Origin of the sequence: Castellaniella caeni NBRC 101664, assembly GCF_001592225.1 — a bacterium.
Taxonomy (GTDB): domain Bacteria; phylum Pseudomonadota; class Gammaproteobacteria; order Burkholderiales; family Burkholderiaceae_B; genus Castellaniella; species Castellaniella caeni.
Genome location: NZ_BCWN01000011.1, coordinates 24566 through 40737 on the forward strand (window position 1 = coordinate 24566; position 16172 = coordinate 40737).

General features: G+C 63.2%; 17 protein-coding genes. 6 read left to right on the forward strand and 11 right to left on the reverse strand.

All coding sequences use genetic code 11. From position 1 onward, the window contains the following. The first annotated feature begins 89 nt into the window (after positions 1–89). Positions 90–515, forward strand: a complete 426-nt coding sequence (locus CCA01S_RS08515; protein ID WP_066456921.1) for a DUF411 domain-containing protein — start codon at positions 90–92, stop codon at positions 513–515. Between the two features lie 84 nt (positions 516–599). On the opposite strand, the gene CCA01S_RS08520 is transcribed toward CCA01S_RS08515, so the two are convergent. Beyond that, a complete protein-coding gene (locus CCA01S_RS08520; RefSeq protein ID WP_066456922.1) occupies positions 600–2027 on the reverse strand; it encodes an OmpA family protein in 1428 nt (475 codons plus the stop codon). After that, positions 2024–2830, reverse strand: coding sequence for a motility protein A (locus CCA01S_RS08525; protein ID WP_066457068.1), 807 nt, complete (start codon positions 2828–2830; stop codon positions 2024–2026). Before CCA01S_RS08525 ends, CCA01S_RS08520 begins: the two co-directional genes overlap by 4 nt. Positions 2831–2909: 79 nt before the next feature. On the opposite strand from CCA01S_RS08525, the gene CCA01S_RS08530 reads away from it, so the two are divergent. Both CCA01S_RS08530 and CCA01S_RS08535 read left to right on the forward strand, forming a co-directional pair. Continuing rightward, positions 2910–3821, forward strand: a complete 912-nt coding sequence (locus tag CCA01S_RS08530) for a LysR family transcriptional regulator (RefSeq protein ID WP_066456923.1) — start codon at positions 2910–2912, stop codon at positions 3819–3821. Between the two features lie 131 nt (positions 3822–3952). Continuing rightward, positions 3953–5335: an 8-oxoguanine deaminase gene (locus CCA01S_RS08535; RefSeq protein WP_066457075.1), complete on the forward strand. Its 1383-nt coding sequence runs from the start codon at positions 3953–3955 to the stop codon at positions 5333–5335. 261 nt (positions 5336–5596) lie between these two features. Here the strand turns inward: CCA01S_RS08535 and CCA01S_RS08540 are convergent, their stop codons facing one another. Beyond that, on the reverse strand, positions 5597–6589 hold the full coding sequence (locus CCA01S_RS08540) for a DNA-binding protein (RefSeq protein ID WP_084386617.1): 993 nt from the start codon (positions 6587–6589) through the stop codon (positions 5597–5599). 156 nt (positions 6590–6745) lie between these two features. On the opposite strand from CCA01S_RS08540, the gene CCA01S_RS08545 reads away from it, so the two are divergent. Next, positions 6746–6949, forward strand: a complete 204-nt coding sequence (locus CCA01S_RS08545) for a hypothetical protein (RefSeq protein ID WP_146030569.1) — start codon at positions 6746–6748, stop codon at positions 6947–6949. On the opposite strand, the gene CCA01S_RS08550 is transcribed toward CCA01S_RS08545, so the two are convergent. From CCA01S_RS08550 to merT, 8 genes are all read right to left on the reverse strand, one after another. Beyond that, positions 6946–9912, reverse strand: coding sequence for a Tn3 family transposase (locus tag CCA01S_RS08550; protein ID WP_066456931.1), 2967 nt, complete (start codon positions 9910–9912; stop codon positions 6946–6948). The two genes, CCA01S_RS08545 and CCA01S_RS08550, sit on opposite strands and share 4 nt — an antisense overlap. Before the next feature lie 2 nt (positions 9913–9914). After that, positions 9915–10475, reverse strand: a complete 561-nt coding sequence (locus CCA01S_RS08555) for a recombinase family protein (protein ID WP_003124096.1) — start codon at positions 10473–10475, stop codon at positions 9915–9917. 130 nt (positions 10476–10605) lie between these two features. Further along, positions 10606–11595, reverse strand: a complete 990-nt coding sequence (locus CCA01S_RS16030; protein WP_003132006.1) for a DUF3330 domain-containing protein — start codon at positions 11593–11595, stop codon at positions 10606–10608. Then, positions 11592–11828, reverse strand: coding sequence for a broad-spectrum mercury transporter MerE (merE, locus tag CCA01S_RS08565; RefSeq protein WP_003132004.1), 237 nt, complete (start codon positions 11826–11828; stop codon positions 11592–11594). Before merE ends, CCA01S_RS16030 begins: the two co-directional genes overlap by 4 nt. Further along, positions 11825–12190 (reverse strand): mercury resistance co-regulator MerD, encoded by a 366-nt coding sequence (merD, locus tag CCA01S_RS08570; RefSeq protein WP_000995360.1) that lies wholly within the window; start codon positions 12188–12190, stop codon positions 11825–11827. Before merD ends, merE begins: the two co-directional genes overlap by 4 nt. 17 nt (positions 12191–12207) lie before the next feature. Next, positions 12208–13893: a mercury(II) reductase gene (merA, locus tag CCA01S_RS08575; RefSeq protein ID WP_003156770.1), complete on the reverse strand. Its 1686-nt coding sequence runs from the start codon at positions 13891–13893 to the stop codon at positions 12208–12210. A gap of 71 nt (positions 13894–13964) precedes the next feature. Continuing rightward, positions 13965–14240: a mercury resistance system periplasmic binding protein MerP gene (merP, locus tag CCA01S_RS08580; RefSeq protein WP_003131987.1), complete on the reverse strand. Its 276-nt coding sequence runs from the start codon at positions 14238–14240 to the stop codon at positions 13965–13967. A 12-nt stretch (positions 14241–14252) separates the two neighbouring features. Further along, a complete protein-coding gene (gene merT, locus CCA01S_RS08585) occupies positions 14253–14603 on the reverse strand; it encodes a mercuric ion transporter MerT (protein WP_003131974.1) in 351 nt (116 codons plus the stop codon). Between the two features lie 71 nt (positions 14604–14674). On the opposite strand from merT, the gene merR reads away from it, so the two are divergent. Both merR and CCA01S_RS08595 read left to right on the forward strand, forming a co-directional pair. Next, entirely contained in the window at positions 14675–15109 is a 435-nt protein-coding gene (gene merR / locus CCA01S_RS08590; protein ID WP_003131969.1) for a mercury resistance transcriptional regulator MerR, read from the forward strand. A gap of 99 nt (positions 15110–15208) precedes the next feature. Continuing rightward, positions 15209–16117 (forward strand): tyrosine-type recombinase/integrase, encoded by a 909-nt coding sequence (locus tag CCA01S_RS08595; RefSeq protein WP_232305015.1) that lies wholly within the window; start codon positions 15209–15211, stop codon positions 16115–16117. Positions 16118–16172 lie beyond the last annotated feature (55 nt).

The following is a 16172-nucleotide window of genomic DNA, read 5'->3' on the forward strand; positions in this document are numbered from 1 at the left end:
ATCCGGGCGGCCGCTTGAGCAGGAACCTTATCCGGCTGGCAGGCTCCAATACCGATCACTCACGATTCATCACGACAGGAAACCTTGACATGAAATCACCCGTTTTGGCCGCGCTTTGGGTGGCTGGCTCGCTGGCGTTCTCCATCAATGCCTTTGCAGTCGAGACCATCACGGTTTATCAAGACCCCGGCTGCGGCTGCTGCCACGGTTGGGCCGAGCACATGCGGGCCGAGGGCTTTCAGGTGACGGAAGTGCCATCGGCCGACATGGCGCGGGTCAAGGAAAGCCTGGGTGTGCCGCCGGATCTGGCCTCCTGCCATACGGCGCAGATCGGTGCCAGCGGCCAGGTCGTCGAAGGCCACGTGCCCGCCAGCGTCGTGCGCAAGTTGCTGGCTGCACAAGATACGCGTGGCGTGTCAGCGCCGGGCATGCCACTCAATGCGCCCGGCATGGGGCGGCTGGATGGCACGCTGGTTACGGTCGATTTCCAGGGGCAGCCGTTCTCCAAAGATTGACATGTCAACCTTGGCAGATCAGGCCTTTGTTGCACCGAGGCATGGCCTGCCGGTATGCCCCGTAAACACGACAGGAGCTCGCGTTTACGGGTTTGTCTTCGGTTTTTCGATCACCAGTTCCACCCGCCGGTTACGTGCACGCCCTTCGGGGCTGCTGTTGCTGGCGATGGGTTTGGTGTCGGCCAAGCCCACCGCCTTCAGGTGCGCCTTGCCGATGCCCCGGGCCTGCAGATAACGCACCACGCTGATGGCGCGCGCGCTGGACAGATCCCAGTTGGACGCATACTTGGCGCCGGGGCGCACGGGCACAGAGTCCGTGTGGCCTTCCACCGTGATGTCGTAACCCTTCTTGTTCAGCGCTTCGGCCATCTTGCCCAGCACGTCCAGCCCGTGGGGGCTGAGTTCGGCCAGGCCGGTATCGAACAGGATGTCGTTGTTCACCCGCAGGCTGACGCTGCGCTTGTTGATGACGACCTCGACGTCCTTGCCCAGCTCGCCCAGGGGCAGGGCGGCGGCCAGGGTGGCGCCATCGTTGTCTTCCTGCGCGGGAGGCGTGGGTGTTGCGGACGTTGCCGCGGCAGGCGTAGCAGGAGCGGGTGCCGCAGGGGAAGCCGCTGCTGGCGATGGCGCACCGGCGCCGTTTGCCGCCACAGCGGTGGCTGCCTTGGCCGCCACAGGCGCGGCGTTGCCTGCACCCGGTTGGTGGACGACGGGTTCAGCGCCAGTGGTGGCTGCGTTCGCCACAGGGGGGGCGGCACCGGCGTTCGCAGCGGGCGCCTGGCCGTTTGCCTGGGGCACCGGCGCGGCGCTCGATGGTGGGGCTGCCTGCGCGGAAGCACGAGGCGCGCCGGAAGCCGCCGCAGTGGCCTCGGCGACGGAGCCCGTGGGCGCTGCGGCGGCGGCATCCGGTATCACAGCGGCCCCCGATGCCGCTGCTGGCGTAGCCCCCGGGGCGTCAAGCGGCGCCTGTGCGACGGGAACGGCGGCCAGGACAGGGGCTGCCTGGCTTGACGAAGGCGTGTCCAGCGGCGGGAACGTGCCAGCCAGCAGGGACAAGGCGGGCGACACGGCGCCTGCCTCGTGGAATTCGCCCCAGGGGTTGGCCGGGTAGGGGGCTTCCGACTCGGGGGCGGGAATCACGATCGCGGGGCCGCCAGGCAGGGCGGCGGCATGCGCAGCGGCCGCCGCGCGCCCGGCCACCACCCGGGTCGAGGCGTGCGTCGAGGCGGTCGGCTGATCGTCGGTCTGCCGCAGCTTGGCCGTCCCGGCAAAGGCCAGCATCACGATCATGGCCACCAGCAGCAGGGTCATCATGTCGAGATAGGTGAGAAACCAGCCTTCCTCGTGCTGCGTCACCGGCGGTTGTTCCAGCCCCCAGCGCCCACCGTCTTCGTGCTGCCTGGATTGGCGCCTCTGGGCGCGGCGCGCCTGCTGCAGCTCGGCTTCGAGCGTGTGCAGACGCTGCACGAACTCGCGCGCAGGCTGCAGTTCGACCGGGCCCTGGTGTCTCATGCCGTGGGTTCCGCCCGGGCTGTCGTCGGGTCGGTGTCGCGGATTTCGTCACGCACGTCGGCGACGAACGCGCGCAGCGTCTCGCGCATGAGCGCCGGGCTGCGCTTCTGGCTCATCATCGAGATGCCCTGCAGGATGGTGTTCAGCAAGACCAGCCGCTGTTCGGTGCGCCGTTCGAGCTTGACCGCGATCGGCTTGAAAATCAGGTTGGCCAGCAGCACCCCATAAAAGGTGGTCATCAATGCCAGCGCCATCTGCCGCCCGATCACGGTGATGTCGCCGTCGCCCAGGACGAACAGCAGGTTGACCAGCCCGACGAGCGTGCCCACCATGCCAAAGGCCGGCGCAAAACCCGCCATCACGCGAAACAGCTGGGCTTCGGCGTGTTCTTTGGCTTTCATGCGGGCGATGCGCCACTGCAGCAGGTCGAGAATGTCGGGTTCGGGGACGTTGTCGATCACCAGCTGCACGCCGCTGCGCAAAAACGGGTTGGACACTTTTTCGAGTGCGGCTTCGACGGCGCGGATGTCGCTTTGCATCCAGATGCGGGAAATCTCGACCAGGTCTTCAAGATCTTTGTCGGTTTGCAGCTTTTCATAGTGCATGACGCTGCGGATGAGGCCAAAGATGCGCATGACCTCGCGCAGCGGATAAGCGATGAACGTGGCCGCCGCCGTACCCACCAGCACGATGCCCAGGCCGGGCAGATCGACGAACAGGCTGGGCTTTTCTGCCGAGAAGATCAGGACGATGCCCAGCAGCAGAATGCTGGCCACGATGCCGATCAGGGTGGATGGATTCATGCGCATGGTGAAGGCGTGGGGACGTAATGCAGGGAAAGTACAGTATCTTACCGTGATCTGATCGATGGAATTGCCTGCCATGCATGCCAGAGTTTTACGATATTTGGATGAGGTTGTACGCCAGGGCTCAATACGCAAGGCGGCCCAGTCCTTGCATGTGGCTCCCACCGCCATCAACCGACAGATATTGGATCTGGAAGCTGAGTTTGGTGCGCCGCTCTTTGACCGGATCCAGCGGCGCTTGCGTCTGACCCCTTTGGGCGAGCTGGTCCTGGCCCACGTCCGCAAGACGCTGCGCGATCATCAACTCTTGCTGGAAAAAGTCGAGGAAATCCGCGGCCATCGCCGGGGGCGTGTCACCGTCGCCGTCACCACGGGGCTGGCCGACTCGCTGATGCCTTCACTGATTCACGATTTTCGCCAGCAGTTTCCTGGGATCTCGGTCTGTGTGCGAGACTTGCCTGTCAGCGCGGTGCTGTCGGCTGTCGAACAAGGCGAGGCGGATCTGGGGCTGGCCTACGACCTGCCAGACAGCCCCTTGTTGCATGTCCTGGCAGCCAGCAACTGGCACATGGGGGTTGTGGTGCCGCCAAAGCATGCCATGGCCAAACAGGCTTCCATCCTGTTGAGTGAGTGTGCGGAATACCCTTTGATACTGCCTGCCTTGCCGCTTTCCATTCGAGCCATCTTGAACGATTTCGCAACTCGGCACCTGTTGGCGCTGTCTCCCCTGACCGAATCCACCTCGATTGCCTTCATCAAGCACCTGATCCGGATGGGCGATGGCGTTGCTGTACTGGGATCACTGGATGTCATGGAAGAAAATGTTCGCAAGCGCCTGATTTTCATCCCTTTACGCGATCCTGATCTGCAGTCCCAAACCTTGTCCCTGATCGAACACGCCCAACGGCAGCTCAGCGAGGCTGCCCGTCTGATCGCGACCAGCATCACCGAAGCCTTGCAAGCCCTGTATCCCCATGGCAGACGCTGACCAAGAACCTGTCGGCCTGACCGTCCATATGTCCACATAATGTGTACATGATCAGCGAAAAATTGCGCTTATTGATAGACACGAAAATCACCTAGACTGTGACCACGATACATTGCAACAACAAAGGTCACCTGATGCTGATAGCCCTGAATGCCGACGTCCTTGTCACCATGGACGCACAACGGCGCGAAATTCCTGATGGCGCCCTGGTCGCCAATGGATCCACCATCGAATGGGTCGGGCCCAGTGCCGAGCTTCCCCTGCCATATCGCCAAGCCTTGGATGCCGGGACAGCCCAACGCATGGACATGCGCGGCCATGTACTGATTCCTGGCCTGGTCAATACCCACCACCACATGTACCAGTCGCTGACCCGTGCCGTCCCGGCCGCTCAGGACGCGGAGCTGTTTTCCTGGCTTGGCAACCTGTACATGCTGTGGTCGCACCTGACGTCCGAGATGATCCATGTTTCGACACAAACGGCGATGGCGGAACTCATGCTTTCAGGCTGCACCACCAGCAGCGATCACCTGTATCTGTTTCCCAACGGCGCACGGCTGGACGATTCGATCGCTGCCGCACAGGAAATGGGCATGCGCTTTCATGCCGCAAGGGGGTCGATGAGTGTAGGCCGCAGCAAGGGAGGGCTGCCCCCCGATGCCGTGGTGGAAGAGGAGGGCGCCATCTTGCACGATAGCCAGCGCCTGGTTGAAACCTACCACGATGCCTCCCGCCATTCGATGCTGCGCATCGTGCTCGCGCCATGCTCGCCTTTTTCGGTCTCGCGCGACTTGATGCGTGAGTCGGCCACGATGGCGCGTCACTACGGCGTCTCCCTGCACACGCACCTGGCCGAAAACGACAACGACGTGGTGTATTCCAAAGAGAAATTTGGCCTGACACCCGCTGAATACGCCGAAGACCTGGGGTGGGTCGGACATGACGTCTGGCACGCCCATTGCGTCAAACTGGACGCAGCCGGGATTGCGCTGTTTGCGCGAACCGGAACGGGGGTGGCCCATTGTCCGTGCTCCAATATGCGTCTGGCCTCCGGCATCGCGCCGATTCGCGCCATGCTCGACGCACAGGTATCCGTGGGCTTGGGCGTCGATGGCAGTGCCTCCAATGATGGGGCACATATGCTGGGTGAAGCGCGTCAGGCCCTGCTGCTGCAGCGCGTAGGGCACGGGCCCGCCGCCCTGACGGCACGCCAGGCCCTGGAAATCGCGACTTTAGGGGGCGCCAAGGTATTGGGACGCGACGACATCGGCGCCCTGGCGCCTGGCATGTCGGCCGACTTCGTCGCCTTTGACATGTCGGCCGTGGGCTACGCAGGCGGCCATGATCCGGTTGCTTCCCTGATCTTCTGTTCGCCAGGCCATGTCGCACACAGCGTCATCAACGGCCGTCCGGTAGTACAAGACGGCCACCTCCTGACCGTAGATCTGCCACGCGTCCTGCAACGCCACCGCACACTGGCCCAAACCTTGTTCACGCTGGCCAGCACACACTGACTCACACAATACGCATAATGTGTATTATGTAAAGTTAACGATCAGATTCCTTGAAGCAGTACACCGCTGGCCCGTCGATTAAAAACAATATGCACACACTTTTTAAGACATTCAGTTCACAGGCAGCCGTCTAAAGACAATCTGTTCACTCGCTGCCATAAACTCGGCTACCAAACAAACAGCTGGTGCATGACTTCCCACGAAGACATTACTTATTAGAGCGAGGTTCCACCCGTGTGCGCACCACCAATCACATGCATTTCAATCGCCGGAATTTTTTCTCCGTACGGGCCGTCGCATGGTGAGTTGCCCGGTCAAGGCGGTGATCTGGGTGTCCTTGATCCGGATCTGCTCCCTGAGCTCATCGAGGCGGTTTTGCAGGTCGACATTGCGCTGCTGAAGACCCTTCTGGATAGCATGAGCGGTTTCCTGCCCTCCCTCTACTTGTGAGATCAAACGTGCCCGTTCAGCTTGGGCGTCTGCCAGGGCGCCCGCCAGACCTTGGGCCTCCTTTTGGGTGGTGGCCAACATTTCAGCCAACTCGGCCTCTCGTCGCGCGGCCGTTTTACGCTGCTGGTTTAGCTCTTCCCGCGCCCTTTTCAGCGCCTGGCGCTGCTCGTCGAGTTCACCCAACCATCGCCGTTCATGCGCACCATGCCGCACTTCGGCGGCCTCCAACGCTTCTTCGTGGGCAGTCTGCGCCTCCCGCGAGGCCCGCTGCAGGGTCTTCTCTTGATCCCGAGCCGTAGCCAACTCGGCGCTCAGGGCTTTGAGCGCCTCGGTGTGCTCCGTCAGATGTTGTTCTGCGGTTAGCAGCCGGGTTTCAGCCGCAGCGGCCTGGGCGTGAGCGGCTTGAACGCTGGCTTGCAGGTCCATCTCGCGCATGTCCAGACGTTCCTGCGCCTGGGTCAACGCAACATGGGCGACTTCAAGGGCTTCCTTCTGTTTGGCAATTTCGGCACGCTCCAGGGCGGACGAGGCTTCCCGCTCCTCGCGCGCGCTCGCCAACGCCGCCTTCCAAACCTCCTCGATGGCGCGCGTGACAGCGTTGGGAATACCGCTGTCGCCTCCCTGCCCTATCACCAGGCGCTCGCTTAATCCCCGAAACCAGGCCTTCAGGTGCGGGCCCACCGTATTGGGCGATCCGCGCCCCAGGTGCAGGCGCACCCGCTCGATGGTGGGTTGCTCGCCCGCTTGCAGCAACGCGTCCGCCGCCGTCCACACGTCGGCTTCTTTCACACCGCTGACCATCATCGTCTCCTATTGGCTGTCTGCCATGTTTTCCCGATCGCTTTTCCGTAAATAAGCGCGGATAATTGAAAGTTATCCGTGCTTATCTTTAATTCCTGTTATATAAATAACAGCATACATGTGTTTTACTACACTACTCTACGTCATATGCAGGCTTTTATGAAGCAAAAGAGCTTCAAACCCGTGACCGCCCTCGCAGCAGCCGACGAGGAACACGCGGCTTTTGCCGCAAGCCTCGGGGCAAGCGAGGCCTCGATCCGGGCGCTCCTGCGCGAAGGAGCCTCGCAAAACACGCGCCGCACCTATCGGTCGGCCCTCGCCTACTGGGGGTCGCCTCAGAAAACGGAAAATAAAGCACGCTAAGCCGGTTGCAGCGGTCGTAGCGGCCTGAACTTGCCCGCGCCGATCTTGGCGCTGCTGCGCCAGAGGTAATCGCCGGTGAGGTTGATGTGCTCCCAACCGAGCGGCGACAGGTACTGCAACAGCGCGTCATCAACGGCATGGCCGTTGCCACGCAGCGCGTGCGCAGCCCGTTCCAGATAGACCGTGTTCCACAACACGACGGCAGCCGTTACCAGATTGAGGCCGCTAGCCCGGTAGCGCTGCTGCTCGAAACTGCGGTCGCGGATTTCACCCAGGCGGTTGAAAAACACTGCCCTGGCCAGCGCATTGCGCGCCTCGCCCTTGTTCAGGCCGGCATGCACGCGGCGGCGCAGTTCCACGCTTTGCAGCCAGTCCAGGATGAACAGCGTGCGCTCGATGCGGCCCAGCTCGCGGAGCGCCACGGCCAGGCCGTTCTGGCGTGGGTAGCTGCCGAGCTTTCGGAGCATCAGGGAGGCCGTCACCGTGCCCTGCTTGATCGAGGTGGCCAGCCGCAGGATTTCGTCCCAATGGGCGCGGACGTGCTTGATGTTGAGCGTGCCGCCGATCATGGGTTTCAGCGCGTCATAGGCGGCGTCGCCCTTCGGGATGTAGAGCTTGGTGTCGCCCAGGTCGCGGATGCGCGGCGCGAAGCGGAAGCCCAGGAGGTGCATCAGGGCGAAGACGTGATCGGTGAAGCCCGCCGTGTCGGTGTAATGCTCCTCGATCCGCAAGTCGGACTCGTGGTACAGCAGGCCGTCGAGCACGTAGGTCGAATCGCGCACGCCGACGTTCACGACCTTGGTGTGAAATGGCGCGTACTGGTCAGAAATGTGGGTGTAGAACGTCCGCCCTGGGCTGCTCCCGTATTTCGGGTTGATGTGGCCGGTGCTCTCGGCCTTGCTGCCGGTGCGGAAGTTCTGGCCGTCCGACGATGAGGTGGTGCCGTCGCCCCAGTGCTCGGCGAAGGGATGGCGGAACTGTGCGTTGACCAGATCGGCCAGCGCCGCCCCGTAGGTTTCGTCGCGGATGTGCCAGGCTTGCAGCCAAGCCAGCTTGGCGTAGGTCGTGCCGGGGCAAGACTCCGCCATCTTGGTCAGGCCCAGGTTGATCGCGTCGGCGAGGATCGTGGTCAGCAACAGGTTCTTGTCTTTGGCCGGGTCGCCCGATTTCAGATGCGCGAAATGCCGAGTGAAGCCCGTCCATTCGTCCACCTCCAGCAGCAGTTCGGTGATCTTGACGTGCGGCAGGATCATTGCCGTCTGGTCGATCAGCGCTTGGGCGGTGTCGGGTACCGCCGCGTCGAGCGGCGTGATCTTCAAGCCTGACTCGGTGATGATGGCGTCCGGCAGCTCGTTGGCCGTCGCCATACGGTTGACGGTGGCAAGCTGTGTTTCCAGCAGCGTCAGCCGGTCGTTCAGGTACCGGTTGCAGTCGGTGGCCACGGCCAGCGGCAATTCGCTGGCCTGCTTGAGGCTGGCGAATTTCGCGGGCGGCACCAGGTAGTCCTCGAAGTCCTTGAACTGGCGCGACCCCTGCACCCAGATGTCGCCGGAACGCAACGCGTTCTTCATCTCCGACAGCGCGCACAGTTCGTAGTAGCGCCGGTCGATGCCGGTGTCGGTCATGACCAGCTTCTGCCAGCGCGGCTTGATGAACTCGGTCGGCGCGTCGGCGGGCACCTTGCGGGCGTTGTCGCTGTTCATGCCGCGCAGCACCTCGATGGCGTCGAGCACGTCCTTCGCGGCGGGAGCGGCCCGCAGCTTGAGCACGGCAAGGAATTCCGGCGCGTAGCGGCGCAGCGTGGCGTAGCTTTCGCCGATGCGGTGCAGGAAATCGAAGTCCTCGGGCTGCGCAAGCTTCTGCGCTTCGGTGACGCTCTCGGCGAAGGCATCCCAGGACATGACGGCCTCGATGGCGGCGAACGGATCGCGGCCCGCCTGCTTGGCCTCGATCAGCGCCTGGCCGATGCGGCCGAACAGCCGCACCTTGGCGTTGATCGCCTTGCCGGACGCCTGGAATTGCTGCTGATGCTTGTTCTTGGCGGCGTTGAACAGCTTGCCCAGGATGCGGTCGTGCAGGTCGATGATTTCGTCGGTGACGGTGGCCATGCCCTCGATGGCAAGCGCCACCAGGGTGGCATAGCGTCGCTGCGCCTCGAACTTGGCCAGGTCGGCGGGCGTCATCTGGCCACCCTCACGGGCGATCTTGAGCAGGCGGTTCTGGTGCACCGACCGCTCGATGCCAGAAGGCAGGTCGAGCGCCTGCCACGCTTTGAGGCGTTCGATGTGTTCCAGCATGTGCCGCGAATTCGGTTTGACGGGCGATTGGCGCAGCCAGGCCAGCCAGGTCGTTTTGCCGTTGTCCCGACGCTTGAGCAGATCGTCGAGGCGGTGGCGATGCGCGTCCGACAGCGGTTCGGCCAAGGCATCGTAGATGCGCCGGTTGGCGCGGGTGATTGCTTCGGCGCTCGCCCGCTCGACGGCGTTGAGGGCAGGCAGAATGACCGACTGCTGCCGCAGGTGCTCGATCAAGGTGCTGGCCAGCACGATGCCCTTGTCGGTCTGCAAGGCCATCTCGGTCAGCAACTGGACGGCCTGCCGGTAGTGGCCCATGGTAAAGGGCTGGAAGCCGAACACCGTTTGCAGTTCGACCAGGTGCTCGCGCCGGGTCTGCTCCCGCTGCCCGTATTCGTCCCAGCTTTCGACGCTGACCTTGAGCTGGTCGGCGACCAGTTTCAACAAGGGCGGAAACGGCGGCTCATCGACGCCCAGGATGACACCAGGAAAGCGCAGGTAACAGAGCTGCACGGCGAAGCCCAGCCGGTTGGCCGGGCCGCGCCGCTGCCGGATGATGGAGAGGTCGGTTTCGCTGAACGTGTAGTGACGGATCAACTCATCCTTGGTGTCCGGCAACGCCAGCAGGCTTTCGCGCTCGGCGGCGGACAGGATTGAACGACGTGGCATATTTACTGATCCGTTCTCAAGTATTGATACAGGGTTTCGCGACTGATTCCGAATTCACGAGCCAGCTTGGTCTTTTGCTCGCCAGCCTCGACACGTTGGCGCAGTTCGGCAATACGCTCAGACGACAGGGATTTCTTCCTGCCACGGTAGGCCCCGCGCTGCTTGGCGAGCGCGATGCCCTCGCGCTGCCGCTCGCGGATCAAGGCGCGTTCGAACTCGGCGAACGCGCCCATTACCGACAGCATCAGGTTCGCCATCGGCGAGTCCTCGCCGGTGAAGGTCAAATGCTCCTTAAGGAACTCGATGCGTACGCCGCGCTGGGTGAGGCCCTGCACCAGGCGGCGCAGGTCGTCGAGGTTGCGCGCCAGACGATCCATGCTGTGCACCACGACCGTGTCGCCTTCGCGCACGAAGGCGAGCAGCCGTTCCAGTTCGGGCCGCCGTGTGTCCTTGCCCGACGCCTTGTCGGTGAACACTTTATCCACCTGGATCTGTTCGAGCTGCCGTTCTGGGTTCTGGTCGAAGCTGCTGACGCGGACGTAACCGATGCGCTGACCGTGCAAGGTATCCTCCTGAGGGAAATGTGTCAGGAAGAAATCTATGACCCTTGACGGCGTATGTCAATCAATTCGGAAGGCAACTCTATTCTGACGATTTAGCGCCGGATGGTCTGACGCCAAGTTAGGGTATGCCTCAATCTGACGGTAGCGAGTCGCAGGCGTTCGGATCGGCATCGGTTTCGTTCCCTGTCTTGGCACGCGCTTCGAAGCGTTGATAACACTCCAACCCGCAGAAGTGCTCGACGTATTCCGCGCCTTCCGGGGTGAAGGCGGCATCGAGCGGGATTTCCTTGCAGCACACGCAGCAACTGGTGGTGGTCGAGTCACTTGCATTCATGGTGGCACCCCTCCATTGACTGACGAAGACGGCGAATGCCGCCGCCGGCATTGGCTTCGCGAACAGGAAGCCTTGTCCTGTGTCGCAGTCCGCTTGTCGCAATAGATCAAGACTCGCCGATGTTTCCACGCCTTCAGCCACCACATCCATGCCCAGCCCGTGCGCAAGCTGAATCACGGTGTGCACGATGGTTTGGTCGCGGCGGTCGTTGGCGAGCCCGGCGACAAACGATTGGTCGATCTTGAGCGTGCTGATTGGGCAGCACTTCAGATGTTGCAGACAGGAATACCCCGTCCCGAAGTCATCGGCGGCGAAGCGCACACCGATCTGCCGCAAGGCGTCCAGGGCGGGGAAGATCGCCGGATCACCAAACGCGACCGATTCGGTCAGCTCGATTTCGAGATACTCGGCGGGCAACTCGGCATCAGCCAGCACGCCCTTTACCCACCCGTCGAAGTCCGGTCCCACTTGGCTCGCCGAAACATTGACGGCCAGCCGGAACGGTCGCCATGCCAGCATTCGCCAGTCACGCATCTGGCGGCAGGCTTCGCCCAGCACCCAAGCGCCGATTTCAGGCATCAGGCCGGACGATTCGACCACGGGCAGGAACTGGCCCGGTGGCAATAGTCCAAGCGTCGGATGACGCCAGCGCAACAGGGCTTCCGCGCCGACAATCCCACCACTGCGCAGATCGACGACGGGCTGGTAGTGCAGTTCAAGCTGCCCGCGCTCGACCGCTTGGGCCAGTTCCGGCGTCGTCCATCCATCCGGCCGGAAAGCGCTCATTCTCTTTCCCTGAATGCCCGCAACGCCCGCGACAGGGACAGAAGGAACAGGCCGGTCAAACCGAGCGCCGCGATGACCCAATGCTCGCCGAGGAAAGCACCGGCGGTTGTGCCGGCCAGCACGACAGCGAGGATGGGCAGGTGGCAGGGGCAAGTCAGCACAGCCAGTCCGCCCCACAGGTAGCCGGTGATCGGTTTGTGCGTCTCGGACGGCAAGCGCTCGGGGTTGTTCATGGCAGACTCTCCGCGTGCTGTGCCGGCTCGGTCGGCAGGGTGGCCAACTGCACTTCCAGATCGGCCAACGCTTCGCGCCGACGCTCGACGAACTGACGCAGCAGGGCAAGCTGCGCGGCCGCTTCGTCGCCGTCCGCCGCATCCAGCGCCCGGCACAGCCGCGCCAGCGCGTCGAGGCCGATGCCCGCCTCGAAGGCCGCCCGCACGAAGCACAGCCGTTGCAAGGCGGCGTCATCGAACAAGCCGTAGCCGCCTGGTGTGCACGCCACCGGGCGCAGCAATCCGCGCAGCAGGTAGTCGCGCACGATATGCACGCTCACCCCGGCATCAAGAGCCAGCCGGGACACCGTGTAGGCGTTCATTGAACACCTCCTTTTTCTCACCCGGCGCAGCAGGAAAGCTGCTTCACATCCTTGTTGAAGGTCTGCGCCGCGAGCTTCAACCCCTCGACCATCGTCAGGTAGGGGAACAACTGGTCGGCCAGTTCCTGCACCGTCATGCGGTTGCGAATGGCCAGAGCCGCCGTCTGGATCAGTTCACCCGCTTCCGGCGCGACCGCCTGTACGCCGATCAGCCGATGGCTGCCTTCCTCGATAACCAACTTGATGAAGCCGCGTGTGTCGAAGTTGGCGAGCGCACGCGGCACGTTGTCCAAGGTCAAGGTGCGGCTGTCGGTCTCGATCCCGTCGTGGTGGGCTTCCGCCTCGCTGTAGCCCACGGTCGCCACTTGCGGATCGGTGAACACCACGGCCGGCATTGCGGTCAGGTCGAGCGCCGCATCGCCGCCGGTCATGTTGATCGCGGCACGGGTGCCGGCCGCTGCCGCCACATAGACGAACTGCGGCTGGTCGGTGCAGTCGCCGGCCGCGTAGATGTTCGGGTTGCTCGTGCGCATGCCTTGGTCGATGACGATGGCACCTTGCGCATTGACAGTGACCCCCGCTGCGTCCAGCGCGAGGCTGCGCGTGTTCGGTGTCCGACCGGTGGCAACCAGCAGTTTGTCGGCGCGCAATTCACCGTGCGTGGTGGTCAGCACGAATTCACCGTCCATATGGGCGACCTGGCTGGCTTGCGTGTGCTCCAGCACCTCGATGCCCTCGGCACGGAAAGCGGCTGTCACCGCCTCGCCGATGGCCGGGTCTTCACGGAAGAACAAGGTATTGCGCGCCAGGACCGTGACCTTGCTGCCCAGCCGGGCAAAGGCTTGCGCCAGCTCCAGCGCCACCACCGACGAGCCGATTACGGCAAGGCGTTCGGGAATGGTGTCGCTCGCCAGGGCCTCGGTGGAAGTCCAGTAGGGTGACTCTTTCAAGCCCGGAATCGGCGGGACCGCCGGGCTGGCACCCGTGGCGACCAGGCAGCGGTCGAACATCACGACGCGCTCGCCACCCTCGTTCAAACGGACGGTAAGGCTCTGGTCGTCCTTGAAGCGCGCCTCACCGTGCACAACGGTGATGGCCGGATTACCGCCCAGGATGCCTTCGTACTTGGCGTGCCGCAGTTCGTCGACGCGGGCCTGCTGCTGGGCCAGCAGCTTACTGCGGTCAATCGTAGGCACAGTTGCCGCAATACCGCCATCGAACGGGCTTTCCCGGCGCAGATGGGCGATGTGGGCGGCGCGGATCATGATCTTGGACGGCACACAGCCGACATTGACGCAGGTGCCGCCGATGGTGCCGCGCTCGATCAGCGTGACCTGCGCGCCTTGCTCGACGGCCTTCAGCGCCGCCGCCATCGCGGCTCCACCGCTGCCAATGACCGCTACCTGCACCGGGGGCTCGTTGCCACTGTGCTTTTCGGCGGCGGCCATCCATCCCCGCACCTTGTCGAGCAGTCCGACGCGGTTGTCCGCCAGTGGCGCATCGGCTAGCGTTGCCTTGTAGCCCAGTCCGGCCACGGCGGCAGTCAGCGCGTCCGGCGATGTGCCCGGCACGATGGCGAGTTGCGCTGTGCCCTTCGGATAGGACACCAGCGCCGACTGCACGCCTGGCACTTTTTCCAGCGCTTCCTTGACGTGCGCCGCGCACGAGTCGCAAGTCATGCCGGTGATTTTTAGATGGGTCATGCAACAGATCCTTTATCGTTTGTGGCGCCAGACAATGACGTCCGTTGTGCTGCGGTGCCGTTTTCAGTGACTCACTGCTTGACGCTGGACGGATAGCCCGCGTCTGCGGTTGCCTTGGTCAGCTTCTGCACGCTGGTCTTGGCATCGTCGAAGGTGACGACCGCTTGGCGTGTCTCGAAAGTCACGTCAACTTTGCTGACGCCTTCGACCTTGGAAATCGCCTTCTTGACAGTGATCGGGCAGGCGGAGCAGGTCATGCCCGGTACGGACAGCGTGACGGTCTGGGTGGCGGCCCAGACGGGGGCAACAACGGCGGCGAGGGCGAGGGAGGCAAACAGTTTCTTCATGGTGAACTCCGATCAGTAGAAAAATGGCATGACGTAGGGAAATCCGAGCGCGACCAGAACCAGCGCGGCCACGATCCAGAAAATGAGCTTGTAAGTAGCTCGCACTTGGGGAATCGCGCAGACCTCACCCGGTTTGCAGGCCGCTGCCTGCCGGTAGATGCGCCGCCAGGCGAAGAACAACGCCACCAGCGCCACGCCGATAAAGATGGGGCGATAGGGTTCCAACACCGCCAAGTTGCCGATCCAAGCGCCGCTGAACCCCAAGGCGATCAGAACCAACGGCCCGAGGCAGCAAGCCGAGGCGAGGATGGCGGCAAGCCCTCCAGTGAAGAGCGCGCCGCGCCCGGTTTTTGGTTCAGACATGCGCTTGTCCTTTCGAATTGAAATTGGATAGCGTAACCTTACTTCCGTACTCATGTACGGAGTCAAGCGATATGGAAAACAATTTGGAGAACCTGACCATTGGCGTTTTCGCCAAGGCGGCCGGGGTCAATGTGGAGACCATCCGTTTCTATCAGCGCAAGGGCTTGTTGCTGGAGCCTGACAAGCCCTATGGCAGCATCCGCCGCTATGGCGAGGCGGATGTAACGCGGGTGCGCTTCGTGAAATCAGCCCAGCGGCTGGGCTTCAGCCTGGATGAGATCGCCGAGCTGCTGCGGCTGGAGGATGGCACCCATTGCGAGGAAGCCAGCAGTCTGGCCGAGCACAAGCTCAAGGACGTGCGCGAGAAAATGGCTGACCTGGCGCGCATGGAGGCCGTGCTGTCTGAGTTGGTGTGCGCCTGCCATGCGCGAAGGGGGAACGTTTCCTGCCCGCTGATCGCGTCACTACAGGGTGGAGCAAGCTTGGCAGGTTCGGCTATGCCTTAGCGTGCTTTATTTTCCGTTTTCTGAGACGACCCCTACTGGATTGCCTGGCACAAGGCTCGTTTTGACACACGACTCCCCTTCCCCACCCCCGTCAAGGTGGTGCTGCAGTTTGTCGCCGATCACGTGAGCCACGCGACCCCGACGGGGCCTGCAACCGACTTGCCGATGGCAGTCGAGGCAGCGCTCATCGCGGCCGGTGCGAAACGCGCCTCCGGGGTCTTGGCGCTTGCCACGGTGCGCCAGCGCCTCGCGGTGCTCTCCGAAGCGCACGAGGCGCAAGGCGTGCCCAATCCCTGCCGGACTCGCGCGGTGGGGCTCGTCATGGAGCGGACGCGCCGCGCTTATGCCAAGCGCGGCGTGCGGCCCGCACGTAAAGAGGCGCTCACCCGCGAGCCACTTGAGGCGCTCCTCGCGACCTGCGATGCCTCGGCCATCGGCTGTCGCGATCGGGCGCTGCTTCTTTTCGCCTGGGCGAGCGGCGGCAGAAGACGCAGCGAAGTGGTCGCTGCCACCTTTGAGAACGTGCACCGTGTCGAAGGCGGGTTCCTCTACCTCTTAGGCGCTTCCAAAATGAAGCCGACGGGGACTGAACATGCAGACCAGGCAAAACCCGTTGTGGGACGCGCGGCCCGAGCGCTTGAGGCGTGGCTCGCATGTCTTGCTGCGGCCGGTATTGCCACGGGAGCGATTTTCCGACGTGTGCGCCGCGGGGGCCACATCGGTGAAGCACTCGGGCCTGAAGCGGTGCGCCGTCTCGTGCAGGCGCGCGCTGCGCAGGCTGGGCTAACGGGAGACTTTGCCGCACATAGTCTGCGCTCCGGCTTTGTCACCGAGGCGGGTCGCCTGCGGCTGCCGTTGGCAGAAGTCATGGTAATGACTGGACACGCAAGCATGGCGAGCGTCGTGGGATATCACAGGACCGGCGCTGCCCTAACGTCCAGAGTGGCGCACATGTTGGATATTGTGCCGCCGACAGAATTGTCTAGCGTCGAGCCAAGGGAAAACTGAAATAACGCGCCTCCTCTCCCTCGAAATTTTCGCTGCCTAGAGCCTCAGCCTATCC